At 61.0% G+C, this 22,771-nt stretch carries 25 protein-coding genes; 12 read left to right on the top strand and 13 right to left on the bottom strand.

Annotated features, from left to right (window positions below):
- The first annotated feature begins 108 nt into the window (after positions 1-108).
- The 6 genes from WMW70_RS20070 to WMW70_RS20095 all read left to right on the top strand — a co-directional run bounded on the left by WMW70_RS20070 (position 109) and on the right by WMW70_RS20095 (position 5,399).
- On the top strand, positions 109-990 hold the full coding sequence (locus WMW70_RS20070; protein ID WP_341439225.1) for a hypothetical protein: 882 nt from the start codon (positions 109-111) through the stop codon (positions 988-990).
- Between the two features lie 133 nt (positions 991-1,123).
- The gene (locus tag WMW70_RS20075) at positions 1,124-1,282 is read left to right on the top strand and encodes a DUF3309 family protein (RefSeq protein WP_341439226.1); all 159 of its coding nucleotides are present in this window, start codon (positions 1,124-1,126) and stop codon (positions 1,280-1,282) included.
- Between the two features lie 421 nt (positions 1,283-1,703).
- On the top strand, positions 1,704-1,934 hold the full coding sequence (locus WMW70_RS20080) for a hypothetical protein (RefSeq protein ID WP_341439227.1): 231 nt from the start codon (positions 1,704-1,706) through the stop codon (positions 1,932-1,934).
- Between the two features lie 150 nt (positions 1,935-2,084).
- Positions 2,085-2,486 carry a DUF4398 domain-containing protein gene (locus WMW70_RS20085; protein WP_341439228.1) on the top strand — a complete coding sequence of 134 codons (402 nt, stop codon included), beginning with the start codon at positions 2,085-2,087 and terminating at the stop codon, positions 2,484-2,486.
- The gene (locus tag WMW70_RS20090) at positions 2,483-3,283 is read left to right on the top strand and encodes an OmpA family protein (protein ID WP_341439229.1); all 801 of its coding nucleotides are present in this window, start codon (positions 2,483-2,485) and stop codon (positions 3,281-3,283) included. Before WMW70_RS20085 ends, WMW70_RS20090 begins: the two co-directional genes overlap by 4 nt.
- A 31-nt stretch (positions 3,284-3,314) precedes the next feature.
- The gene (locus WMW70_RS20095; RefSeq protein WP_341439230.1) at positions 3,315-5,399 is read left to right on the top strand and encodes a putative bifunctional diguanylate cyclase/phosphodiesterase; all 2,085 of its coding nucleotides are present in this window, start codon (positions 3,315-3,317) and stop codon (positions 5,397-5,399) included.
- 25 nt (positions 5,400-5,424) lie between these two features.
- Here the strand turns inward: WMW70_RS20095 and WMW70_RS20100 are convergent, their stop codons facing one another.
- Both WMW70_RS20100 and WMW70_RS20105 read right to left on the bottom strand, forming a co-directional pair.
- Positions 5,425-6,153, bottom strand: a complete 729-nt coding sequence (locus tag WMW70_RS20100; protein ID WP_341439231.1) for a Crp/Fnr family transcriptional regulator — start codon at positions 6,151-6,153, stop codon at positions 5,425-5,427.
- A gap of 164 nt (positions 6,154-6,317) precedes the next feature.
- Positions 6,318-7,037, bottom strand: a complete 720-nt coding sequence (locus WMW70_RS20105) for a Crp/Fnr family transcriptional regulator (protein ID WP_341439232.1) — start codon at positions 7,035-7,037, stop codon at positions 6,318-6,320.
- A 368-nt stretch (positions 7,038-7,405) separates the two neighbouring features.
- Here WMW70_RS20105 and WMW70_RS20110 point away from each other — a divergent pair, with 368 nt between their 5' ends.
- From WMW70_RS20110 to WMW70_RS20125, 4 genes are all read left to right on the top strand, one after another.
- Positions 7,406-7,894, top strand: a complete 489-nt coding sequence (locus tag WMW70_RS20110; protein WP_341439233.1) for a glycine zipper 2TM domain-containing protein — start codon at positions 7,406-7,408, stop codon at positions 7,892-7,894.
- A gap of 73 nt (positions 7,895-7,967) precedes the next feature.
- Complete coding sequence (locus WMW70_RS20115; RefSeq protein WP_341439234.1) at positions 7,968-8,138, top strand: hypothetical protein; 171 nt, start codon at positions 7,968-7,970, stop codon at positions 8,136-8,138.
- 87 nt (positions 8,139-8,225) lie between these two features.
- Entirely contained in the window at positions 8,226-8,444 is a 219-nt protein-coding gene (locus tag WMW70_RS20120; RefSeq protein WP_341439235.1) for a hypothetical protein, read from the top strand.
- Between the two features lie 240 nt (positions 8,445-8,684).
- The gene (locus WMW70_RS20125) at positions 8,685-9,191 is read left to right on the top strand and encodes an ATP-dependent zinc protease family protein (RefSeq protein ID WP_445942172.1); all 507 of its coding nucleotides are present in this window, start codon (positions 8,685-8,687) and stop codon (positions 9,189-9,191) included.
- A gap of 144 nt (positions 9,192-9,335) precedes the next feature.
- Here WMW70_RS20125 and WMW70_RS20130 read toward each other — a convergent pair whose 3' ends face one another.
- The 9 genes from WMW70_RS20130 to WMW70_RS20170 form a co-directional block, all read right to left on the bottom strand.
- Complete coding sequence (locus WMW70_RS20130) at positions 9,336-11,504, bottom strand: catalase (RefSeq protein WP_341439238.1); 2,169 nt, start codon at positions 11,502-11,504, stop codon at positions 9,336-9,338.
- Positions 11,505-11,675: 171 nt separating this feature from the next.
- Positions 11,676-11,957: a hypothetical protein gene (locus tag WMW70_RS20135; RefSeq protein WP_341439239.1), complete on the bottom strand. Its 282-nt coding sequence runs from the start codon at positions 11,955-11,957 to the stop codon at positions 11,676-11,678.
- Positions 11,954-12,502, bottom strand: a complete 549-nt coding sequence (locus tag WMW70_RS20140) for a pyridoxamine 5'-phosphate oxidase family protein (RefSeq protein ID WP_341439240.1) — start codon at positions 12,500-12,502, stop codon at positions 11,954-11,956. The genes WMW70_RS20135 and WMW70_RS20140 overlap by 4 nt, the downstream gene beginning before the upstream one ends.
- Before the next feature lie 29 nt (positions 12,503-12,531).
- Entirely contained in the window at positions 12,532-13,020 is a 489-nt protein-coding gene (locus WMW70_RS20145; RefSeq protein WP_341439241.1) for a hemerythrin domain-containing protein, read from the bottom strand.
- A gap of 204 nt (positions 13,021-13,224) precedes the next feature.
- Positions 13,225-14,181, bottom strand: a complete 957-nt coding sequence (locus WMW70_RS20150; protein ID WP_341439242.1) for a hypothetical protein — start codon at positions 14,179-14,181, stop codon at positions 13,225-13,227.
- Positions 14,182-14,606: 425 nt separating this feature from the next.
- Complete coding sequence (locus tag WMW70_RS20155; protein WP_341439243.1) at positions 14,607-14,813, bottom strand: hypothetical protein; 207 nt, start codon at positions 14,811-14,813, stop codon at positions 14,607-14,609.
- 392 nt (positions 14,814-15,205) lie between these two features.
- Positions 15,206-15,877 carry a transmembrane anchor protein gene (locus WMW70_RS20160; protein WP_341439244.1) on the bottom strand — a complete coding sequence of 224 codons (672 nt, stop codon included), beginning with the start codon at positions 15,875-15,877 and terminating at the stop codon, positions 15,206-15,208.
- Between the two features lie 12 nt (positions 15,878-15,889).
- Positions 15,890-16,627 carry a HupE/UreJ family protein gene (locus WMW70_RS20165; protein WP_341439245.1) on the bottom strand — a complete coding sequence of 246 codons (738 nt, stop codon included), beginning with the start codon at positions 16,625-16,627 and terminating at the stop codon, positions 15,890-15,892.
- Between the two features lie 47 nt (positions 16,628-16,674).
- Positions 16,675-17,034 (bottom strand): hypothetical protein, encoded by a 360-nt coding sequence (locus tag WMW70_RS20170; protein WP_341439246.1) that lies wholly within the window; start codon positions 17,032-17,034, stop codon positions 16,675-16,677.
- Between the two features lie 117 nt (positions 17,035-17,151).
- On the opposite strand from WMW70_RS20170, the gene WMW70_RS20175 reads away from it, so the two are divergent.
- Positions 17,152-17,439 carry a metal-sensing transcriptional repressor gene (locus WMW70_RS20175; RefSeq protein WP_341439247.1) on the top strand — a complete coding sequence of 96 codons (288 nt, stop codon included), beginning with the start codon at positions 17,152-17,154 and terminating at the stop codon, positions 17,437-17,439.
- Positions 17,440-17,489: 50 nt separating this feature from the next.
- Positions 17,490-17,840 (top strand): DUF3147 family protein, encoded by a 351-nt coding sequence (locus tag WMW70_RS20180; RefSeq protein WP_341439248.1) that lies wholly within the window; start codon positions 17,490-17,492, stop codon positions 17,838-17,840.
- A 277-nt stretch (positions 17,841-18,117) separates the two neighbouring features.
- Here the strand turns inward: WMW70_RS20180 and WMW70_RS20185 are convergent, their stop codons facing one another.
- Both WMW70_RS20185 and WMW70_RS20190 read right to left on the bottom strand, forming a co-directional pair.
- A complete protein-coding gene (locus tag WMW70_RS20185) occupies positions 18,118-19,521 on the bottom strand; it encodes a TolC family protein (RefSeq protein WP_341439249.1) in 1,404 nt (467 codons plus the stop codon).
- A complete protein-coding gene (locus WMW70_RS20190) occupies positions 19,518-22,697 on the bottom strand; it encodes an efflux RND transporter permease subunit (RefSeq protein WP_341439250.1) in 3,180 nt (1,059 codons plus the stop codon). Before WMW70_RS20190 ends, WMW70_RS20185 begins: the two co-directional genes overlap by 4 nt.
- Between the last annotated feature and the right edge of the window lie 74 nt (positions 22,698-22,771).

Below are 22,771 nucleotides of genomic sequence, written 5' to 3' on the forward strand. Positions count from 1 at the left end.
CGCGTTAAGCGTGATGGCGCACCGACGGGCCCGGCGCGCGCTGCCAGAGTTGGGTGCGCGAGCCCTGCGATCACGCGGACAAGCCAGCGCGCGGCCGGAGTACTGGCAATGACACCGTTTCGACAGTTCTGCCTGCTGCTGCTGTGCAGCGCCTCCGGCCTGCTGCAGGCGAGCGATGCCGCGGCCTTGCGCGCCCGTCATCTGGCCTTGGCCGAGCCCCTGGCGAACAACCCATTCCAGCGCCCGCTGTACCTCGAATCGACGCACGGCGACAGCCTGCTGCAGGGCGATATCTACGCCGAGCTGGAGCAGCCGTTCAGCCTGGCCGGGCCGGCGTTACAGGGTGTCCGGCAGTGGTGCGAGCTGCTGATCCTGCACCTTAACGTCAAGGGCTGTCAGGCCTCCGGTACGCAGGCGCAGGCCAGGCTGAAGCTGTATGTGGGGCGCAAGTTCGATCAGCCGCTGGCCGATGCCTACCCGTTCGAATTCCACTATCGGGTCGAGGCCGCCCAGAGCGACTACCTGCGTGTGCTGCTGGCTGCGCCTCAGGGACCGCTGGGCACCCAGGATTACCGCATCGTGCTCGAAGTACTGGCGCTGGACGCTCGGCGCAGCTTCCTGCACCTGTCCTATGCCTATCGTTACGGGGTGGCGGCCAACCTGGCCATGCAGGGCTACCTGGCCACCGGCGGGCGCGACAAGGTCGGCTTCAGCATCGTCGGCAAGACCGCCAGCGGCGCGCCGCAGTACCTGGACGGCATGCGCGCGGTGGTCGAGCGCAACACCATGCGCTACTACCTGGCCATCGATGCCTACCTGGGCGCGCTTGCGCTGCCCGTCGCGGCGCGTCAGGACAAGCGCCTGAACGACTGGCACAGCGGCGTGGAACGCTACCCGCGGCAGCTGCACGAACTCGAGCGGGCGGCCTACCTGAGCATGAAACGTCAGGAGATTCGCCGTCAGCAGAGGCAGGCTGCGACGAGGCAATGAAACAACCCGATCTGTGTGCGGTAACGTACAGATAAGCTGTCTGCTTACTTTCATTCTGTAGCCATGTAGAGCGACGCTTGCGCGCCTGCCAAACGCATCCCCCATTCACGCTACAGCTTGCAAGGAAAGTCCCATGAGCTTAGGCACCATACTGTTGATCGTGCTGATCCTGATTCTGGTCGGCGTCATTCCCGCCTGGCCCCACAGCCGCAACTGGGGTTACGGGCCCAGCGGTGGCCTGGGCCTGGTGGTTGTCATCATCATCATTCTGCTGCTGCTCGGGCGTATCTGAACCGCGCTGCGGAGGTTAGCCAAATGCCGGGTCCGCTCGCCGGTCATGGCGCTCGCAATGCGAGGGTCAAAGCGCGGGCTGTTGTGCTGTTGCGGTATCCGTAGGTTGGCGATGAAGTGCGATCTTAAGATCGGTAGCGTACCGACTGGCGGCCATTGGCCTGCCATTGTGTTTACCCCGAATGCGTGAAGTGCGCAGCGGGAATGTCTTTGGGGGCCAGCATGCGCAAGCCTGTTGCGCCGCCTTGCAGTAGATGCCGATGCGTTGGTGCAGTGTTTTTCACCAAGAGCAGAGGCTGAATTGAACCAGCAACCTGTGGTCTCGCCGGTGATGGCGGGTAGGACATCTGGATTCTCAGCGACCTTTGGAAAAAAGTGCGCCTGCTGCCATAGGCAGCGGCTACGACCACAGGAGAAACACAATGGAATGTTCCCGCCCATGGCTGCTCACGTTGTGCGTCCTGGTACTGCTCAACGCAATCAGCCTGCATGGCAGTTTGCAACCGACCCAAGAAGCCGCCGACGCGCGCCAGCAAACCGCAGTTTGGAAAGCCGACACCCCGACGGCTCTTGGTCAAGGGCTCTGGGCCGTGGAGCTGGACGCTCAAGCAATGGCCGCCACAGCTGCGCCACTCCCCAGGTTCAGCTTTTGAAGCCCGCCCCGAATAATTTTCAGTTCTGATGACAATCTACCGCTGCAGGGCTCGCCTGACGTGGCTCTGTGCCCGGAAAAGCGCTGTCGTCAGTACCCAGTTTGCCCGGCCGAGTGCTCAGCTACCGGCATGGCCTTAGAGGATCACACCATGAGCAAGACCCCGATATCCACCCGCCTGGGGCCGTTGCGCCTGCTCGGCGCATGCGCCGGCCTGTTGCTGCTGAGCGGTTGCGCCTCACCGCCAGCCGCTCCCGATGTCGCCCTGCAGGCGGCCGAGTCGGCCATCAGCCGTGCCGAGCAGGCCCGCGTGGCCGACTATGCCTCGCCGGAACTGGGCGTGGCGCGGGACAAGCTCACCGCGGCCAACGCGGCGGTGCTGCGCGAGGAAATGATTCTGGCCCACCGCCTGGCCGAACAGGCGCGCGTCGAGGCGGAACTGGCTCTGGCCAGGTCGCAGGCGACCAAGGCCAAGGTGGTCAACGACGAAATGGTGAAAAGCACCGAAAGCCTGAAACAGGAAATGCAGCGCAACACTGGAGCTCAACAATGAATATCGCCCATAACCTCCTGGCCGCCGCCGTCGCCCTGACCCTGGTCGGTTGCGCCGCGCAGCCGAGCATGCCGCAGGGCGCTGCCGAGACCCGCCTCAAGTTGACCCAGCTGCAAGCCGATGCGCAGCTCAACACCCGCGCCCCGGTGGCGCTCAAGCAAGCAGAGGGTGCCGTACTGGCCGCCGAGCAACTGCGCAAGGATGAAGAGCAGGAGCAGGCCCTGGGCCAGCACCTGGTGGTCATGGCCGACCGCAAGGTGGAAATTGCCAAGGCCCTGGCCCAGACCCGCCTCTATGAAGATCAGCGCAAGGCCCTCAGCACCCAGCGCGAAGGCGCACGTCTGGATTCGCGGACCCTTGAGGCCAATCAGGCGCAACAGCAGAACGCCCGACTGCAGCAGCAGCTCGATGAGATGAACGCCAAGCAGACCGAACGCGGCCTGGTGATGACCCTCGGCGATCTGTTGTTCGCCACTGGCCGCTCCGAACTGCGTGCCGGCACGGTAAACAATCTGGACAAGCTGGCGCTGTTCCTCAAGCAGCATCAGGACCGTGACGTGCTGATCGAAGGTCACACCGACAATGTCGGCAGCGAAGAGGCCAACCTCTCCCTGTCGCAGCGTCGTGCCGATTCGGTGATGAACTTCCTCCGGCAGCAGGGCGTTGCGTCCATCCGCCTGGGCTCATCCGGCAAAGGCGAGAGCACCCCGGTCGCCAGCAACGATTCGGCCTCCGGTCGACAGATGAACCGTCGTGTTGAGGTGATCATTCGCAACACCTCCAGCACCCAGAACTAAATCAGTCGGGGCGGTCCGACAAGGTGGGGCTATGACGTATCGGGTATTGATTGTCTCTGCCGATGCCGACGACAGCAGTGCAATGCGCGAAATGCTGGTGGAGGCCCTAGACGGCCCCTTCAGCAGCGAGCGGGTGCGCTCTCTGGCTGACGCGCTGACGCGCCTGCAGGACCGCGGCATCGACGCGGTACTGCTCGACCTGTCGTTGCCCGATAGCCAGGGCATCGCCTCCTTCGAGCAGGTGTTTGCCGCCGTACCGCAAACACCGATCATGACCCTGTGTATTCCGGAAGATGAAGCCCTGGCGCTGCAGACCCTGCAGCGCGGGGCCCAGGGTTATCTGCTCAAGGGCCGGTTTGCCAGCTATCTGGTGGCGCAATCGCTGGGCCATATCATTCAGCGCCGCAATGTCGAGGCGAACCTGTTCTTCGAGCGGGCGCGAGCGGAAATCACCCTCAACTCGATCAGCGATGCGGTAATCAGCACGGATATGCAAGGCGCTGTCGAGTACCTCAACGTCGCGGCGGAGCAGATGACTGGCTGGTTACGCAACGAGGCACAGGGCCAGCCAATCGAACGGGTGATGAACCTGGTCGACGTTGACAGCGGTGCCAAGGTGGCCAACCCGTTGGAGCTGGTGTTGCGCGAGCATAAGCCCATGGGCATGAAGGCCGGCACCGTGCTGATACGCCGCGATGGCAGCCATGTGGCGATCGAGGATTCTGCTGCGCCGATCATTGACGCCAATCAACAGGCTAGCGGTGCCGTGATCGTTTTCCATGATGTTACCGAGTCGCGCAGCAGGGCCATGAAGATGGCGCACCTGGCCCAGCATGACTTTCTGACCCAGCTGCCCAATCGTGTGCTGCTCAATGACCGTATCGCCAAGGCCATCGATCTGGCAGAGCGCACAGGCAATGCCATCGCCCTGTTTTTTCTCGACCTTGACCATTTCAAGAGCATCAACGACTCCCTTGGCCACGCCACTGGCGATAAGCTGCTGAAAGCCGTGGCCGTGCGTCTGTCGGCCAGTGTGCGCAACTCTGACACCGTGTGTCGCAATGGCGGCGACGAGTTTGTGGTGCTGCTGGTGGAAGGTCGCAAGATGCAGGACGCCAGCGTCACCGCACAGAAGATCATCAGCGCCCTGGCCGAGCCTTTTATTCTTGGCCCGCATGAGGTGCAGGTGAGCTGCAGTATCGGCATCAGCGTGTACCCGATGGATGCCGATAACGCCGACACGCTGCTGAAAAACGCGGACATGGCGATGTACCACGCCAAGAAGGCCGGACGAAACAACTTCCAGTTCTTCAAGCACGCCATGAATGTTCACGCCGACGAGCGCCAGGTGATCGAGAAAAGCCTGTGGCAAGCCCTGCAATGGCAGGAATTCATCCTGCACTACCAGCCAAAATTCAATCTGGAGACGGGGGCCGTTACCGGGGCCGAGGCGCTGTTGCGCTGGCAGCACCCGCAGTGGGGCGTCACCCTGCCGGAGGGCTTTGTAAAGGTCGCCGAGGCGTGCGGTTTGATCGTGTCGATTGGCCGCTGGGTGTTGCGCGAGGCCTGCCGGCAAACCCGCCACTGGCAGGAACAGGGGCTGCACCTGGCCTCGATTGCGGTGAATATCTCCGCCCTGGAGTTCCGCCACCCGGATTTCGTCGCTGAGGTAAAAACCATCCTCTACGAAACCGGGTTGGAACCAGGCTGCCTGCAACTGGAAATTACCGAGAGCATACTGATGCGCGATGCCGAGCTCAGCAGCGGTATCCTCCAGCAGCTCAAGGGCCTTGGCGTGCAACTGGCAGTGGACGATTACGGCACAGGTTACTCAAGCCTGAGCTATCTGCAGAAGTTTCCCATCGATGTGCTGAAGATCGACAAGTCGTTTGTGCATGCCATTGACACCAGCAACGGCGTTATCGCCAGCGCAATGATCGCCATGGGCAGCAGCCTGCAGTACAAGATGGTCGCGGAGGGCGTGGAAAATCAGGAGCAGCTGCTGTTTCTCAAGAGCGCGCAGTGCGAGGAAGGACAGGGGTATCTGTTTAGTCGAGGGCTGCTCGGTGAACAGTTCGCCGACCTGTTTCTCGCCAAGCTACCGCCGGCCGCTTGAGTTGCCAGCTTGCGGCCGCGGTCATTCAGTGCTGCGCCTGCAGCTTATTAGGCAGTAACCGGGCGTAATCATCGCTCAGCGCCTCATAGCATTCGCAGGCGGCGGCCTCCAGGCCTTTGCGGTCGAGGATGGTGATGCGCCCGCGGCTGTAGTGAATCAGCTTTCGCAACTGCAGCGCGCCGGCGGCAATGGATACCCCACTGCGGCGTACGCCGAGCATATCGGACAGGTACTCGTGGGTCAGTTGCAGGTGATCGCTGTGGGCACGGTCATGGCTCATCAGCAACCAGCGCGCCAGCCGCGGTTCGACCTCATGGAAGTGGCCGCAGGCGATATTCTGCGACAGCTGCACCATCAGCACATAGAGGTAGCGCTTGAGGGTAGCTAGCAGCCGCGGGCATTCCAGCAGGGCTTCACGGAACTTCAGGGGGCTGATGCGCAGGGCACTGCCGGTGCCTTGCACCACGGCGCGGCTGGGGGCGGAGTTGATGCCCAGTACCTGGGTGGCCCCGAGCATGCCTTCGTTGCCGATCAGGGCCAGCTCCAGCGGACGATGCGAGCCAAGGGTGGTGACCAGCGAGATAAAACCGCTGACAGGGAAATACAGGGAGCGAAAAGGTCGGTCAGGCTCACAGAGAACCTTGCCGAAGTGCAATTCCACCAGTTCGCAATGGGCCATGACCCGGTCGCGCTCTTGGCGCGGCACTGCGCCCAATAACAGGTTGATGATGTGCGGTGGTGGTGCAACTGACATGACTGCGTCCTGCAGCACGAGGCAAGCCCATCGGGGCACGGAAGGGGTGCCTGGCAATCCCGTTTCCGCAGTCTGCCCCTATGCCGGCCGGGGGCTCTGTTCGCTGCACCACTTAGCGCAGGCTTTAAACGGCCTGCTTTGGTGCTGCGCAGGCTCTAAACGGGCTAATGCGAGGGGACAAAGGGCAGCAGGCGGTCGGTTTCCTTCTTGACCACGGCGTAGCACTCGCAACTCAGTTGCTCGAGCTTGTGGCGGTCGAGCACGGTGATATTCCCGCGGCTGTACTCGATTACCCCCTGACGCTGCAGCTTGCCGGCCGCCTCGGTGACCCCTTCGCGGCGCACCCCGAGCATATTGGCGATCAGCTCCTGGGTCATGCTCAGCTTGTTGCTGGGCAAGCGGTCGAGCGACAGCAGCAACCAGCGGCACAGTTGCTGGTCGATCGAATGGTGGCGGTTGCACACCGCGGTTTGCGACATCTGGGTAATCAGCGCCTGGGTGTAGCGCAGCATCAGCACTAGCAGTGCGCCATGGCGGCTGAACTCATCCTTGAGCTTCTGGCTAGGCATGCGATAAGCATGCCCGCCGCTCTGCACGATGGCCCGGCTGGGTGTGCTTTCGCCGCCCATAAACAGTGAGATACCCACCAGGCCTTCATTACCGACCACGGATATTTCCGCCGAAGCGCCGTTTTCCATCACATAAAGCAGAGAAATGATCGAGTCGGTCGGGAAATAGACATGGCGCATGGTATCGCCTGACTCGTAGAGCACCATGCCCAGCGGCAGTGACACCAGTTCAAGATAGGGGAACAGGCGATGCTGTACATCAGCAGGCAGAGCTGCCAGCAGGGTGTTGCGCTGGGGGATGTGCTTTTCAAGCATCTCCGTATCCCTTGGCGGAGCCGGGTTTCTTAATCTGCAAACTAGCGGTTGCTTTCAAGGACATCGCGTTTCGTACTCGACTGGATAACGTAACAGTTCTGCGTCTGCGAAAGCCGCAGGTGTCAACGATAGTGTCAGTTTGGCCGAGCCCGCTCTGTTCGTTAGCGTACACAGCAAGCCTTTACGCTGGTTCGCGACCCGGCTCCCGCAAGGCCTATGTGCGATAACGCACTGACAGGATGGGTTCATGGGCGTAGCCTGAACCGAGGAGCGACGATCAACGGCAGGCCCAGGCGTGCCGACGGTTTGCGCGATTCAGACCAGGGCGACAGTGCACCGCTGCCCGGCAACCTCAGAGGACATTGGCCATGAACATTTTCAATAGATGTGTAGCGCTGCTGGGGCCTGTTGCCGTGCTAACACTCAGCGCCTGCACTGCGCTCAACCCGCAAGCGCCTGCGCCTTATCCGCAGACTACGTATCAGACCAACGGCAATAACCAGGGCTATTCCAACGACTATGGCGTGGTGACCGCCATCGAGACCACCCAGGCCGAATACCAGGGCATTGCCGGCACCGGCTATGGCCTTGGCACTGTGGCCGGCGCGGTGCTCGGCGGGGTGGCGGGCAATCAGGTGGGCAAAGGTTCGGGCAACACCGCCGCGACCATTGCCGGCAGTGCGGGCGGTGCCTATATCGGTCACCAGATTGAGAAACGCAACCAGTCCGCGCCCGGCTACGCCATCACCATTCGTATGGCCAATGGCAGCTCCCAGACCCTGAACCAGGCCAGCCCCGGCGACCTGCGCGTTGGTGACCGGGTGCGCCTGGAGAATGGCGTGTTCCAGCGCTACTGATCGTCGGGGTGCAGGTCTGAACACCTGAACAAAACCGAAAAGCCCAAATAATCAATAAACAAGGAGGGTTCGCATGTCATTCGCACTTTATATCGGTGGTGCCCTGATCTTTATTGCCGGGCTGGTCTACGGCGCGGTACTGCTGGCTGTACCCACGCAATGGATAGTGGTGGGGGCCATCGTGTCGCTGGGCGCAGCCTTTGTCACCGGCGTCAGCGTCACGCGGCAGAAGGACCAGCCTTAGCAGGCAGGGTATACCGTGGAAGGCAAGCGCAAGGCCGACTGAAAACGGCCGACCCGCTGCTGTGGATTTATCAGTGGAGAGAAGCAGATGGACGGAATAAAAATTGCGGCACTGGTACTGATCATTGGCGGGGCCCTGGGCCTGGCCTATGGCGGTTTCAGCTACACCAAGGAAACCCACAACATCGATATCGGCCCACTGCATATGCAAGTGGCGGAGAAGGAACGGGTCAATGTTCCGCTCTGGGCGGGCTTTGGCGCAATCATCATCGGCGGTCTGCTGCTGGTGGGGCGCCGCAAAGGCTAGCCACCGACGGCTTGCCCGTCGGCCTGAGTTATACGCGCAAAAAAATGCCGCTTTCCTGTTAAGGGAAAGCGGCATTTTTCTTGGGTGAGCAGGATTGGGTGCCTGCTTCTGCGCGCGCCTGGATTCAGCTTCAGTTCAGCCAGCGTCATTATGCTGGCTCCACTTTTACTGGAAATGGAGTCTCAGCATGTCAGACCTGACCTTGGCCGTAGCGCAGGTGATCCGATGAGATTTGCCGCAATGACACTGTCCGCAGCGCTGCTTTCAACCGTCGCGATGGCCAACCAGCCACAGATCTATGGCCTGCATGAACAGGTTTCCCTGCACGAACTGGCCCTGAAACTGCCCGCCAAACTCGATACCGGTGCCGAAACCGCCTCACTCAGCGCCAAGAATATCGAAGTGTTCAAGCGTGATGGCGGCGAGTGGGTGCGCTTCCAGCTGGGCCTGGACGATGCCCGGCAGGCGCAGGTCATCGAAAAGCCGCTGACGCGCATGAGCTATATCAAGCGCCGCGCCGACGACCGTGGGCCCGGCGACAAACAGCTGTATACCGAGCGCCCGGTGATCGAGCTGGATATCTGCGTGGGCGATGAGCTGAAAAATATCGAGGTCAACCTCACCGACCGCAGCGCCTTTGAATTTCCGCTGCTGATCGGCGCGACGGCGCTGAAGGCGTTCAACGCTGCAGTCAGCCCCGGCGTGCGCTATTCGGCGGGTCAGCCAAGCTGTACGCAAACCAGTTGAATTGGCTCATTAGCGTTGTGCCGCGCAGCAGTAGGGCGCTACGCGGCCCTGAAGCGCCAGACTATTTCCCCCACACTTTGTAGGGTGCGCCGTGCGCACCAGAATTTGCTTCCGTCCGGGGCACCCTACATAGGCAACCTGGGTTCAGGCCACTATCGCATCCATGTCCGGGCGCTCGGTTATCCGGTGCTTGGCGATGGCAGCGAGAAAACTCGCGACAAAGTCGCCGTTGGCCATCTTCCCCGATGCGCTAATCACCCCCGGGCCTTGAAAGGCTGCCCCTTGATTGCCACTGCCGCGGGCGGCCTTGTCGATCAGCATGGCCCCGTCGTCGGTGGCGGCGATGGGCTTGCCATGTTTATAGGCCTCTTTGATGAACAGCAGGGCCTGGGCATTCTGGCACAGCGCATCGACGCTTTTGGCTCCACCCGGCACATACACGGCATCGAACTGTACCGAGCCGACGGTGGGCAGGCTGTGGTCCACCCTGAGGGTTTTCCCCGTGCCGCTGCGGATCTCGCCCAGCTGCGGGGCAATCACTTTCAGTGTGGCACCGGCGGCGAGCAGAGCGGCACGCAGGCTTTCGATGGTCGTGGCATCGACGTCATTGGCCGCCAGCACCGCGACTTTGCGCCCGATTATGGAGCCGGTGCGGGTCGTGGCCATGCTCAGGGCGGCGTCCATCAGGGGTTTATCCGTGCGCGGCAGGCTTGCTGCGCCCGTCGGCGCTGGCGGCACAGCCATGCCCAGGCCGTCGGCGACCCGTTGCGCCAGGGCAGTGTCGATCTGCGTCAGGTTCGCCAGCATGCGCTCGCGGATGGCGGGCACCGTGACCTTGCCCAGCTCGAAGCAGAAGGCGTCGACTATATGCGCCTGTTCCCAGGCTGCCTGGCTGCGCCAGAACAGCGCCGGCTGGGAGAAATGATCGGCAAAGCTGGGGCTGCGTACCCGGGCTTTTGCGCCCTCTATCGGCTCGGCATGGCTGACGAAACCACCTTGCTCCCAAGGGCGCTGCATCGGGCAACCGCCGCCCAGGGTGTTGGGCTCGTAACTGACGCGGCCCTTGATGATGTCCTGGCGCATATGGCCGTCGCGCTGGTTGTTGGCCACCACGGCAATGGGCCGATTGATCGGTATTTCATGGAAGTTGGGGCTGCCCAGGCGCGACAGCTGGGTGTCCGAGTAGGAAAACAGCCGGCCCTGCAGCAGCGGGTCGTTGCTGAAGTCGATGCCGGGCACCAGATGGCCCGGGTGAAAGGCCACCTGCTCGGTTTCCGCGAAGTAATTGTCGGGGTTGCGGTTGAGGGTCAGCTTGCCAATCAGCTGCACCGGCACCAGGGATTCGGGGATCAGCTTGGTGGCATCGAGCAGGTCGAAATCGAAGCTGTGCGCGTCCGCCTCGGCGACTATCTGCACGCCCAGCTCCCACTCGGGGTAACGCCCATGATCGATGGACTCCCAGAGGTCGCGGCGGTGAAAGTCGGCGTCCTTGCCGGCCAGTTTGACCGCCTCGTCCCAGACCAGGGAGTGCACGCCGAGCAGCGGTTTCCAGTGGAACTTGACGAAGCTGGCGCTGCCTGCGGCGTCGATAAAGCGGAAGGTGTGCACGCCGAAGCCTTCCATCGTGGCGAAGCTGCGCGGAATGGCACGGTCCGACATCAGCCACATCAGGGTGTGACTGGTTTCCGGCACCATGGAGATAAAGTCCCAGAAGGTGTCGTGGGCGGATGAGGCCTGGGGTATCTCGTTGTGTGGTTCGGCTTTGACGGCATGAATGAGGTCGGGAAACTTGATCGCATCCTGCACGAAGAACACCGGCATATTGTTGCCGACCAGGTCGAAGTTGCCCTCCTTGGTGTAGAACCTGACCGAGAAGCCGCGCACATCGCGGGCCGTATCGATCGAGCCGCGGGAGCCGGCCACGGTGGAGAAGCGCACAAACACCGGGGTTTTCAGGCTGGGGTCCTGCAGGAAGCCAGCCTTGGTCAGGGCGCTCATCGACTCGTACACCTCGAACACGCCATGGGCCCCGGCACCGCGGGCATGCACCACGCGCTCGGGGATGCGCTCATGGTCGAAGTGCATGATCTTTTCGCGCAGGATGTGATCTTCCAGCAGCGTCGGGCCGCGCTCGCCGGCGCGCAGCGAGTTCTGGTTGTCGCTGATGCGCAAACCCTGATTGGTCGTCAGCGCTTCGCCCGGCAATTCGGCGAGCACTGCCGCCGCCTGTTCGGAGCGGTTGGCATCGGCTGGGGACGGATCGAGACCGGTCAGGTTCTGAGAAACGGGGGCATCGTTAGTGCGCTTGCTCATGGGTACGCTCCTTGAAAAATTGAGCGTGGTAAGCCTGCACCTGAAACAGTCGGGTGAAGACCTCCACCACGCCATATGGACGGCGATATTCGGCAGGGAAGGGGCCAGTCAGCCTGGGCACTGAGTGCTCGAATCAGGCCGCTGGAAGAAAACCGGCGCATGCGGCCGGGGTTATTTGCTGACGCCTTTCACCACGCGTTCTTTGATGCTCAGGCGAAAGCTTGTTTCTTCCGGCTTCAACACATGGGTGCGCAGATGCCGGTTGCAGATAAACCAGATTTCGTCGCGGTCATTGGCGAGCACAAAATAGGCATCGCTGGTTTCCGAGGGGTTGTACAGACCCATGGCCCGGTAGGCATTAGTCGTGGAAAACCCGCTGTCGAGGGGCAGGGGTTGGGGGCCGCCCGGCATTTCCTCGACCCGCAGATAGAGCCCCTGCTCAAAGAACATCATGGCTTAGACTCGGCAGCGTCCAGCTTCCAGGCAGGCGTCAACTCGACACTGCGAACACCCGGTTTGGCGCTCGCCGTTGTGCTGCCGAACAGCGCGCTCAGCAGTGCAAACAGACGCTGCATCAGGCCTGGCTGGGCGTGCCAGTAGACCGCCGATTGCGGGATGAACTTGAGCAGCGCCTGCTTATTCAGCTGGGCTTGCGCAATAAGACGGGGAGAGTTGATCTGCCCGAGCCAGATCGCCCCCAACAAGTACTCCGAGGCTAAATCCTCGGCGTAAATCTCCGCGCGCCCGGCCAGCGATATGCGCTTCGTGCGCCCCGCGTCGGCAAAACTCAGGTTGATATTCGGCAGATTCGCGGCCGGCAGGCAGAGCGGATCGATAAAGAACCACAGGGCACCGCCGTCGTCCATTTCCCAGCGCGACATGGGGCTGCAGAGCAAGGCACCCTGCTCATCGATGCTGCTGAGCGTAGCCACAGACATACTTTCCATCATGCTGCGCAACGGCGACAGCTGCGCGCCGGGTTGGCTTCGAGTATTCACTGACGACTCCTGGATCGGGATAGAGACGACTAACTGCGTGCAGCCATCAGCTCTGCTTTACGCTCGCTGAGCTGGTCGCCCAGGGCCTTCATATCCAGATCAGTCTCTTTGGCTTTGGGGAACATTTCGTTCTGTTCTTCTTTGACGTGATGTGTGACGTATTCGGCCAACACCTTGATCTTCGCGTCGAACATTTCGCCATCGGGTTCTATGCCTTCAACCTGGGCAATCAGATCCTTCAGGGTGGCGTGCTCGACAGTTGCCTCGGGGATCAGCTCCTTGTCTTTCAAGGCCCGTTTGACCGCCGGGTAGAAAATCTCTTCTTCAATCTGGGCATGCACGCTGAGTTCGCTGCAGATCTGTGCGACCAGTTGTTTCTTCTTGTTCGCCGAGCGGGCTTTTTCATATTCGGCAAATAGATCGTTGACCAGTTTGTGATCGGCGCGCAGTAAGGTGGTGGCATCCTGTCTTTTGCCAGGGCTAACAGATGCTGCGGTCTTTTTCGCTGTAGTCGTCATGTGCCTGTTCCTTTATGTGGAATGTCACTGCGATAGGTATCTAGGGCAATCCAGAAACCGACTGCCTTGTTAAAAGGCAGCCGGGCCTACAGTTTCCTAGAACACAAAGATGGCCAGCAGGATGATGATGGGAATTGGAATCCCGAGAAATAACAGCAGTAATGAGCGCATGGCAGTCTCCGAACATTGAGTGGATAAGGGTGATCAGGCGTCGCGCTGACGGCCGCCATAGGGCGCGGCGAAGCTGGCAACGAAGGCACCGATCAGCAGTGAGATAAACAACCAGATCGCTGCATAGGCAGAAGCCTTGCGTGCGCTATCGGCGGCCTCTCGTGCACTGGTTTCAGCTTCGCTGAGGCTGGTTTGTACCCGTGCAAAGGTGTCGCTTACCCGCTGTTCGGCTTCTTGCTGAGTCAGACCGGTGCGCTGGGCGACAACCTGGCCGACATAGGCGATATCCTCTTCAGGCAGGACGCCTGTGCGCAGCGAATTCATAAAGATGCGCGTCACCTCAGCCATGGAAACAGCCGTTTCCTGCTGCGGCGTCAAGCTGTCCAGCGGGGGGCTCATGGCGTTTATGTCGCGGCGAAACAGGGTGTCGAGGAAGTAGCCAATGGCACCAGTGTTGGTCTCGTCAGCCGCCATCTCTGAGCCTGCGGCCACGCCGCCAGCAGTCGCCACCATGGCGCTGGTGGCAACGCCTCCGGCCACTGAAGCACCCGCCTGAACACCGCCGTTGACGATGGAGCCGATCACCGAGGTGAGCAGGGTAGCGGTTGCCAGCGAGGCAACCGCCCAGGCCAGGAAACCATGGGCGGTGTCGCGGAAATACACCTCGTCGGTGTGCACTTCAACCCACTTGGTCCGCATGCGACCTGCCAGGTAACCACCCATGCCGGCGGCCAGCAGCTGGGTAAGGGTGACCCAGATAATCGTGCTTACGCCGAAAGTCGTGACGCTGACGCCGTCGTTGGCCCAGGGCGATATCGAAGACAGGCCCAAGCCGGTGCCGAGTATCAGCAGGATTAGGGACAGTGCCGCCGCTGCCGCTGCACCGGCGAAGATGGCACCCCAGGACACCGCACTGACGGACAGTTGCGGCGTGGCGACGGCTGTTCTAACTGAGCCGTATATCGCGTTCTGTTCATTTATTGTAGTCATTGCGATCTCGATATAACCGAACCTCGCGCGAGATTGCAGCGAGCCGGAACCAAGACCATTACATCGGGTAAAAAAAGTGTCGGTGCGCTATCGCGCAAAGGCAATTTGCTATTAACTGTCGGTTGCGGGTCGGCGGGGCGTTGTTTATGCAACTGCATATAGCGAGCGATCTTTTTGCCTCGCCAAGGCGAACTTTAAGTTCGCTAACGCACTTATATTCTTTTGTTTGCGGACTCTCATGTTAATTGGCGAAACGCACTATCAGGGCTCGCCGGCCTATACGCGCTTAGCGCCTATTGCCGCACGCTCAGCCCTGTGATGGGCGGATCAAATAGCGCATATGCAGGCAGGATGCTGTACTGCGTGGCAATATTTATGGCGCGTTCAAACAGCGTCGCCGGGCGGGTTTTGCAGCTCATGCCGGATCAGTTCGAAGTACAAGGCGGCTCATATTTCAAGCCATTGAGTGCCGATAATGGCAAGGCATTCACGAAGTATTCCGGCGCGGATATCAACTGGGGCAGCATGTAGTTCGGTTCGCGTTCCGTGCCGAGGTAGCGCGCTGATGATGAGTCGATAGGCGTACTTGCTTGCGCACTCCAGCGTGCGCCTGTTTCGGGTTTCAGTTGCATGGTGGCGTTACCTCGCTACAGATCAAGAACCAGGGGGTGGATGCCGCTTTCGTCCTCTGCCGGCACGGCGCAGCAGATCAGCACCCTATCGTCCTCGGGCATTTCCGCCGGAGGGGCGGGCGACCCTCCCAGCCGACTGCCCCAGCATGGACTTTGGCACTGCCTGGCTGAAGACCAATAGCCACCTGGGGCTGATAGTCCCGTCTGCCGTGCTGGCCTTGGAGCGCAACATGGTCATTAATCCCCAACCACCAGGCCGTGAAGCAGATCAAGGTGTTCGAGGTGTACGACTTTATCTATGACCCGCGTATGTTCAGGTAGGCAGGGCTGCTCAGTCTTGCTGTTCCGAACATAGATGTAAGCCCCTGAACATGATGGCCGGGGGCTTTGCCTTAGATAACTCGTTTGACGCTCAGGTAATCGCCCTTGGTCTTGAGCGTGATGGTCACGTCGCTGTTGCTACGGTTGCGCCAGAACCAGCCGTGGGTGCCGTCGAAAATGGCGGTGAATTCGCCTTTGTCACCCTTGATCTGCTTGGCCTTGCTGTAGCTGTGGTAGTAGCCCTTGGGGCCGTTGTAGGGCTCGCCGTGGGTGTCGTGGTTGACCGGGATGCCATTGGTTGTCCACTCGTAGCTGACCGTGGCTTTGTTCAGCATTTCCAGTTTGATTTCACGGCCCTCGCCCGGTTTCAGCGTAAGGGTCATCTCATCGGACTTCAGGACTGGCTGAGGTTCTGCTCCCGGTTCGGCCACAGGTGCTGCCACAACGGGTTCTTGAGCTTCAGGGTGGACAGGTACGGGGGCTTGAACGACTGCAGCCGCAGCTGGCTGAACCGCTGCATCCGCTGCATCCGCTGCTGCTTCTTCGGTCAAGGTTTTCTTGATTTCGCCCATCTGGGTCAGGCCGAGTACGCGGCCAACGCCCGTTGGGTCGATGGCGTATTCAGAGGGCATTACCACGGTGACCAATAAGGCGGCGGCAACACTCATTGCGATCAGGGTGGAGCGCAGTAGTTGGCGGTTAGTCGGCAATTCGCTTTGGGTCGGAAGCCTGGTATTGAACATGCTTAAAATTCCTTACTGAGAGACGATCAGGCCGGTGAGCTGGTAACCCATCAAGAGGAAACCGGCGCTCATCATGGCGACGTTGGCGGTGTAGGCATGACGCCAGAAGCTGGCGGTGCGTCGCCAGTAGCCCATGACAATCAGGATGGCGCTGAGCGCCAGGAGCTGACCAATTTCGACGCCAACGTTGAAGGCAATCAGATTGGTAATCAGGCCGTCTGCCGAGATCTCGTACTCCTGAATCTTGGTCGCCAGGCCGAACCCATGCAGCAGGCCAAATATCAGCGTGGCCGCTTTGGTGTCCGGCTGGCGGCCAAACCAGCGCTGGAACGCGCCGAGGTTATCCAGCGCCTTGTACACCACCGAGAAGCCGATAATGGTGTCGATCACATAGGGGCTGATGCTGATTTCCGCCAGTACGCCCAGCAGTAGCGTCACGGTGTGGCCCACGGCGAAAAGGCTGACGTAGAGAGCCACGTCTTTCAGGCGGTAAAGAAAGAAGATCACCCCGAAGAGGAACAGCAGGTGGTCGTAGCCGGTGATCATGTGCTTTGCGCCCATGTAGATGAACGGCAACACCATCACCCCTGAGCTTTCCTGGATAAAGCCTTTGTCGCCCTCGGCAATAGCGTGGGCCAGCGCGTCCGGCATGCCGAGAAACAGCAATGCCGTGAACAACAGCAACAGGAGTAACGAGCGGTACGGGCGCACGGCAGATACGTCCATTGCGCCCATAGTTAGCGGATGCATGGTTGAGTCCTGAATTAAAGGGATTTTGGGCCGCACAGCGGCCTGTGTCAGAGCGCGAATGTGGCGCGGGGTGGCCGTTCGATCAGGAAGATCGGGCTGGGCGGAATGGAATAGCGAGGGGCTTCAATCAGCTGCGCACGCTCGGGCTGCGTACTGATGCTCAGCAGCGTGGTCAGGTGCGGTGTTTCGTGCACATGGTCGGCGGTCAGCGAGGAGTGGTAGTGATCGGCGCACGCTGCACAGGCAAATGCACCGTCGCCGTGGACATGCGCACGAGTACCATCATTGCCGCTCCAAGCCGACTGACTCGCGCCCATAAACAACGCAGAGGTGTGCCCGGCCCAGGCCATCAGGATGGCGAGAGCAAGTACAAAAATCACCTGGGTGCTGATGGGTTTGCTGAGCATGCAGTGGCTCTTTCAAGACTTAAATGGCTGGCTTTTCTGTCGGCGCGGCAGGTTTGCCATATCCCCCCCTGGGGGATAGCATTCGAGCGTAAATCATCGATGTACGAGACTCAAGGCATGAGCGATCACGAACACGGCAACCAGCACCAAAGTCATAGCGATATCATCAAAAGGTTGAAACGTGCGGAGGGTCACCTGCGCAGCATCGTCACGATGATTGAAGACAATCGAGCTTGCGTGGACATTGCTCAGCAACTGCATGCCGTGGAAAAAGCCGTGTGTCAGGCCAAGCGTGTGCTTATCCAAGACCATATCGACCACTGCCTGGAGCGCACGATAGGAGCACTCTCGTCAGGCGAGCGCACATCACTCGAAGACTTCAAGCAGATTACCAAGTACCTCTGAGCGCGACTCGAAGTAAAAGGCATCAACAATAACGTTTTAGGAGATGCAAGATGACTTGGGTTATCAGCAAATATTTCCTGACAGCAATAGTGGTCGTTGTGGTGTCGGAAGTCGCGAAGCGTAGTGACAAGTTTGGGGGTTTGATCGCTGCGTTGCCCCTGATCACCGTCCTGACGCTTATCTGGCTAAACGTTGAAAACCAGTCAGCAGAGAAAATCGCAAACCATGCCCGCTACACCTTCTGGTATGTGTTGCCAACCCTGCCGATGCTACTCGCATTTCCTCTGCTGCTGCCCCGGTTCGGCTTCTGGCCCGCTCTACTGATCTACATCGTTGCCACAGCAGTTTGTTTCGCTTTGTTTGCCTTATGCATGCGACGTTTCGGTATCGAATTGCTCTGATGAAGGCCCCGTAAGTACAACGTTGCTTTTCTGCATAACAGCTATAAAGGCCGGCGGTAAAAACTGGCTTTTAGCGCTGTAGCCGGTGATCTGCGTCGATTAGAGGGGCCGAAAGCGGCCTCACCTGGATGCCTGCTTCTGGCCCCTGGCCAGCCATCTCTCTGTATTGCTCGCTCTTCGCAAACGTCTTTATCACCCGCAAAAAAAAAAGCCCCACGGCAAGGAGCAACTGCCGTGGGGCGGGAAGGGGTTGGCAAGCCAACCGGGGGAGAGTCTGTTAGGCGTTAGGCTGCCATCCGCCGCCAAGGGCCTTGTAGATGGCGACGATGCCGCGATACAGCTCGACTTCCGCCTGGGCCTGGGCGTCTTCGGCGCTCAGGCGTTCGCGTTCGGCATCCAGCAGTACGAGAAAATCCACTTCCCCTTCGCGGTAGCGCACGCGGGCTTGTTCGGCTGCGGCGCGGCTGGCTTCGGATTGGCGCAGCAAGGCGAGCAGGCGCTGCTGGCGTTTGCCGTAGTCGCTGAAGGCGTTGGCGGATTCTTCCAGGGCCAGCAGCACTTGTTGCTCATAGTTGGCCAGCGCGCCATCGGCTTCAGCTTCGGCCCCGCGCAGGCGGGCGCGCACGCTGCCCAGATCAAACGCGGCCCAGCTGATGGTCGGTGCCAGGCCCCAGGCCTGCGCCGCCGCTGAACCCAGCTGCGAACCCCGCCCGGCGGTAAAGCCGAGGAAGCCGGACAAACTCACCCGTGGAAACAGGTCCGCCGTGGCCACACCGATATTGGCGGTGGCGGCGGCCAGTTGCCGTTCGGCCGCGCGGATATCCGGGCGGCGGCGCAGTAAGTCGCCGGGGTCGCCCACCGGCAGCGCCTTGGCGATGGCGGGCAGGTCCTGGGCCGAGAGATCCACGCTCAATTGCTCCGGACGCTGGCCGAGCAGGGTGGCGATGCGGTGCTTGGCGCGCTGCTGTTCGGCCTGCAACTGCGGCAGGCTGGCTTCGGTGCCGGCCAGGCGCGCATCGCTGCGTAGCACATCCAGCTGACTGCCGACGCCGGCGACCCGCAGTTGTTCGGTAATGGCGCGGGATTCCTGCTGGTTTTTCAGGTTGGCGCGGGCGATACGTTCGCGCAGTTGTGCGCCGCGCAGGCTGCCGTAGGCATCCACCAGTTCGGCGATCAGGCTGACCTGCAGCTGCTGGTAATCGGCTTCGGCCACATCCAGTTCGGCATCGCTGGCTTCCAGTTGGCGCTGGATGCGGCCAAACAGATCCAGTTCCCAAAGCATGTCCAGGCCCAGGTCGTAACGTTCGCCGCGTACGCGCTGCTCGGTTACGCCGGGTTGCTGGGCTTTGCCGAACTCACCGCTGGCGCGGCTGGTGATGGTCGGTAACTGGTCGTTGCCGAGGTCATCACGGATGGCCTGGGCCGCCTGCAGGCGGGCAAAGGCCACGCGCAGCTGGCGGTTCTCCTGCAGCGATTGTTGCACCAGCTGGTTGAGGATCGGGTCGTCGAACTGCTGCCACCAGCTGGTCTCGAAACGCGAGAGGTCGTAGCTGCTGCTTTGTGCGCTGCTCAGTGTGCCGGCATCCATCTGCGGGGCCCGGTAGTCCGGGCCGACGGCGCAAGCAGTCAGCGCCAGCGTTAACAGGCTGATAACCAGTGGCTTGGCGTTAAGGGACTTCATACCTGCACCTCCTGCATACGGGCCACTTTGCGCGCTTCGCGTTTCTCCACAAAGGCGCGGATCAGTACATAGAACAGCGGGGTCAGCAGCAGGCCGAAGAAGGTCACGCCGAGCATGCCGCTGAACACCGCAACGCCCATGGCATGGCGCATTTCCGCGCCGGCACCGGAGGACAACACCAGGGGCACCACACCCATGATAAAGGCGAAGCTGGTCATCAGAATCGGCCGCAAACGCAGGCGGCAGGCTTCCAGCACCGCGCTGACGCGGTCCATGCCTTCTTCCTGTTTTTCCTTGGCGAACTCGACGATCAGGATTGCGTTCTTGCACGCCAATCCCACCAGTACGATCAAGCCGATCTGGGTAAAGATGTTGTTGTCGCCTCCAGCCAGGATCACCCCGGTAATGGCCGACAGCAGGGTCATCGGCACGATCAGGATCACCGCCAGCGGCAGGCTCCAGCTTTCGTACTGAGCGGCCAACACCAGAAAGGCCAGCAGCACGCAGAGCGGGAAGACGAAGATCGCGCTGTTGCCGGCCAGAATCTGCTGGTAGGTCAGGTCGGTCCACTCGAAGCTCATGCCGTTGGGCAGCTCTTCCTTGAGCAGCTTGGCGATGGCCGCTTCGGCCTGGCCGGAGCTGTAGCCGGGGGCTGCCGCACCGTTGATCTCGGCGGTGAGGAAGCCGTTGTAGTGCATCACCCGATCCGGGCCGGAGCTGGCACTGACCTTGAGGAAGGCTGACAGCGGGACCATTTCGCCACGGTTGTTGCGCACCTTGAGCTGGCCGATCTGCTCCGGCTCCAGGCGGAACTGCTGCTCAGCCTGCACGTTGACCTGATAGGTACGGCCAAAACGGTTGAAGTCGTTGGCGTACAGCGAGCCCAGGTAGATCTGCATGGTGTCGAAGATGTCGCTGATCGCCACGCCGTGGGTCTTGGCCTTTTCGCGGTCGATTGCAGCATCGATCTGCGGCACATTCACCTGGTAGCTGGTGAACACCGACATCGGGTCCAGCTCCGGCAGCGCGCGGGCCTTGGCGATGACGTTCTGGGTCTGCAGGTACAGCTCGTCATAGCCCAGGTTGCCACGGTCCTGCACCTGCAGGCGGAAGCCGCCGATAGTGCCCAGACCCTGTACCGGTGGTGGCGGGAAGATGGCGATATAGGCGTCCTGAATCTCACTGAACTGCGCGTTCAGCTCGGCCGCAATGGCGGTGGCGCTCATCGACGGATCACTACGCTCATCGAACGGCTTGAGCGGGGTGAAGACGATGCCGCTGTTCGGGCTGTTGGTGAAGCCGTTGATCGACAAGCCCGGGAAGGCCACGGTGTTTTCCACCCCGGGGTGCTTGCCGGCGATGTCCGACATCTTCTTGATCACGTCTTCAGTGCGGTCCAGAGTCGCCGCATCTGGCAACTGGGCGAAGGCCACCAGGTACTGTTTGTCCTGCGCCGGTACAAAGCCTGTGGGAGTCGTCGCGAAGCCCAGGTAGGTCAGGCCCATCAAGCCGGCGTAGACGAACAGGGCGATGCCGCTGCCGCGCAGCACGCGCTTCACGGTGCCGACATAGCCATGGCTGGCGCGGTCGAACGCGCGGTTGAAGGGTTTGAACAACCAGCCGCCAAACAGCCTGTCGAGCAGCTTGGAGAAGCGGTCCTTCGGCGCGTCATGGCTTTTCAGCAACACGGCAGCCAGGGCCGGGGACAGGGTCAGCGAGTTGATCGCCGAGATCACCGTGGAGATGGCGATGGTCAGGGCGAACTGCTGGTAGAACTGTCCGCTGAGTCCGGAGATAAAGGCCGTAGGGATAAACACCGCGCACAGCACCAGGGCCGTGGCGACGATGGGCCCGGTCACTTCCTTCATCGCCTGTTTGGTGGCTTCCACCGGGGTTTTGCCCAGGCCGATATTACGCTCGACGTTTTCCACCACGACGATGGCGTCGTCCACCACGATGCCGATGGCCAGTACCAGGCCGAACAGCGACAGGGCGTTGAGCGAGAAGCCGAACATGTGCATCACGGCGAAGGTACCGATCAATGACACCGGCACGGCGGCCAGCGGGATGATCGAGGCGCGCCAGGTCTGCAGGAACAGAATCACCACCAGTACCACCAGGATGATGGCTTCGAGCAGGGTGTGTACCACCGCCTCGATGGAGCCACGCACGAAGATGGTTGGGTCATAGACGATTTCGTAGTCCACGCCCTGCGGGAAGCTCTGCTTCAGCTCAGCCATGCGCGCACGCACCGCATCGGAAATCTCGATGGCGTTGGAGCCGGGGCGCTGGAATACCGGGATGGCCACGGCGGGCTTGTTGTTGAGCAGCGAGCGCAGTGCGTACTGACTGGAGCCCAGCTCGATCCGCGCGATGTCTTTCAGGCGCGTGATTTCGCCATTTTCACCGGCGCGGATAATGATGTTTTCGAACTCTTCCTCAGTGACCAGACGGCCCTGGGTGTTGATCGACAACTGAAAGCTGTTGCCCGCATCGGACGGTGGCGCACCAAGGGAACCGGCGGCGACCTGGCGGTTCTGCTCGCGGATGGCGTTGACCACGTCGGCAGCCGTCAGGTTGCGTGAAGCCACCTTGTTCGGATCGAGCCAGACCCGCAGCGAGTAGTTGCCCAGGCCGAACAGCTGCACATCGCCGATACCGTCCAGACGCGCCAGCTCATCCTTGATATTCAGCGCGGCGTAGTTGGACAGATACAGCATGTCGTAGCGGTCGTCCGGCGAGGTCAGGTGCACCACCATGGTCAGGTCGGGCGAGGCCTTGTCGACGGTCACACCGAGGCGCTGCACTTCGGTGGGCAGTGTTGGCATGGTGCGGGTCACGCGGTTCTGCACCTGTACCTGGGCTTTGTCCAGATCGGTGCCGAGGGCGAAAGTCAGGGTCAGGGTCATCTTGCCGTCGGCAGTGCCCTGGGACGACATATAGAGCATGCCTTCCACACCGGTGATCGCCTGTTCCAGCGGCGAAGCAACGGTTTCGCCGATCACCTTGGGGTTGGCACCGGGGAAGGTGGCGCGCACCACCACAGTGGGCGGCACCACTTCCGGGTATTCGCTGATCGGCAACTGGAACAGCGAGATCGCCCCGCTGATCAGGATCAGCAGTGACAGCACGGCGGCGAAGATCGGCCGCTGAATAAAGAATTGCGAAAAGTTCATTTGAGAATCCTTGGGCGCTGGTGCGCATGGCCTAGGCGGCCCCGCACACCCTACGGTCGGGTAGGGTGCGCTGC

The sequence above is a fragment of the Pseudomonas sp. XK-1 genome (assembly GCF_038069885.1).
In the GTDB taxonomy this organism is placed as follows: Bacteria; Pseudomonadota; Gammaproteobacteria; order Pseudomonadales; family Pseudomonadaceae; genus Aquipseudomonas.

Bases quoted from the DNA above. Each gene is read 5' to 3' on its own strand.
- WMW70_RS20070 (WP_341439225.1), top strand. From the start codon at position 109: ATGACACCGTTTCGACAGTTCTGCCTGCTGCTGCTGTGCAGCGCCTCC.
- WMW70_RS20075 (WP_341439226.1), top strand. From the start codon at position 1,124: ATGAGCTTAGGCACCATACTGTTGATCGTGCTGATCCTGATTCTGGTC.
- WMW70_RS20080 (WP_341439227.1), top strand. From the start codon at position 1,704: ATGGAATGTTCCCGCCCATGGCTGCTCACGTTGTGCGTCCTGGTACTG.
- WMW70_RS20085 (WP_341439228.1), top strand. From the start codon at position 2,085: ATGAGCAAGACCCCGATATCCACCCGCCTGGGGCCGTTGCGCCTGCTC.
- WMW70_RS20090 (WP_341439229.1), top strand. From the start codon at position 2,483: ATGAATATCGCCCATAACCTCCTGGCCGCCGCCGTCGCCCTGACCCTG.
- WMW70_RS20095 (WP_341439230.1), top strand. From the start codon at position 3,315: ATGACGTATCGGGTATTGATTGTCTCTGCCGATGCCGACGACAGCAGT.
- WMW70_RS20100 (WP_341439231.1), bottom strand. From the start codon at position 6,153: ATGTCAGTTGCACCACCACCGCACATCATCAACCTGTTATTGGGCGCA.
- WMW70_RS20105 (WP_341439232.1), bottom strand. From the start codon at position 7,037: ATGCTTGAAAAGCACATCCCCCAGCGCAACACCCTGCTGGCAGCTCTG.
- WMW70_RS20110 (WP_341439233.1), top strand. From the start codon at position 7,406: ATGAACATTTTCAATAGATGTGTAGCGCTGCTGGGGCCTGTTGCCGTG.
- WMW70_RS20115 (WP_341439234.1), top strand. From the start codon at position 7,968: ATGTCATTCGCACTTTATATCGGTGGTGCCCTGATCTTTATTGCCGGG.
- WMW70_RS20120 (WP_341439235.1), top strand. From the start codon at position 8,226: ATGGACGGAATAAAAATTGCGGCACTGGTACTGATCATTGGCGGGGCC.
- WMW70_RS20125 (WP_445942172.1), top strand. From the start codon at position 8,685: ATGACACTGTCCGCAGCGCTGCTTTCAACCGTCGCGATGGCCAACCAG.
- WMW70_RS20130 (WP_341439238.1), bottom strand. From the start codon at position 11,504: ATGAGCAAGCGCACTAACGATGCCCCCGTTTCTCAGAACCTGACCGGT.
- WMW70_RS20135 (WP_341439239.1), bottom strand. From the start codon at position 11,957: ATGATGTTCTTTGAGCAGGGGCTCTATCTGCGGGTCGAGGAAATGCCG.
- WMW70_RS20145 (WP_341439241.1), bottom strand. From the start codon at position 13,020: ATGACGACTACAGCGAAAAAGACCGCAGCATCTGTTAGCCCTGGCAAA.
- WMW70_RS20150 (WP_341439242.1), bottom strand. From the start codon at position 14,181: ATGACTACAATAAATGAACAGAACGCGATATACGGCTCAGTTAGAACA.
- WMW70_RS20155 (WP_341439243.1), bottom strand. From the start codon at position 14,813: ATGCAACTGAAACCCGAAACAGGCGCACGCTGGAGTGCGCAAGCAAGT.
- WMW70_RS20160 (WP_341439244.1), bottom strand. From the start codon at position 15,877: ATGTTCAATACCAGGCTTCCGACCCAAAGCGAATTGCCGACTAACCGC.
- WMW70_RS20165 (WP_341439245.1), bottom strand. From the start codon at position 16,627: ATGCATCCGCTAACTATGGGCGCAATGGACGTATCTGCCGTGCGCCCG.
- WMW70_RS20170 (WP_341439246.1), bottom strand. From the start codon at position 17,034: ATGCTCAGCAAACCCATCAGCACCCAGGTGATTTTTGTACTTGCTCTC.
- WMW70_RS20175 (WP_341439247.1), top strand. From the start codon at position 17,152: ATGAGCGATCACGAACACGGCAACCAGCACCAAAGTCATAGCGATATC.
- WMW70_RS20180 (WP_341439248.1), top strand. From the start codon at position 17,490: ATGACTTGGGTTATCAGCAAATATTTCCTGACAGCAATAGTGGTCGTT.
- WMW70_RS20185 (WP_341439249.1), bottom strand. From the start codon at position 19,521: ATGAAGTCCCTTAACGCCAAGCCACTGGTTATCAGCCTGTTAACGCTG.
- WMW70_RS20190 (WP_341439250.1), bottom strand. From the start codon at position 22,697: ATGAACTTTTCGCAATTCTTTATTCAGCGGCCGATCTTCGCCGCCGTG.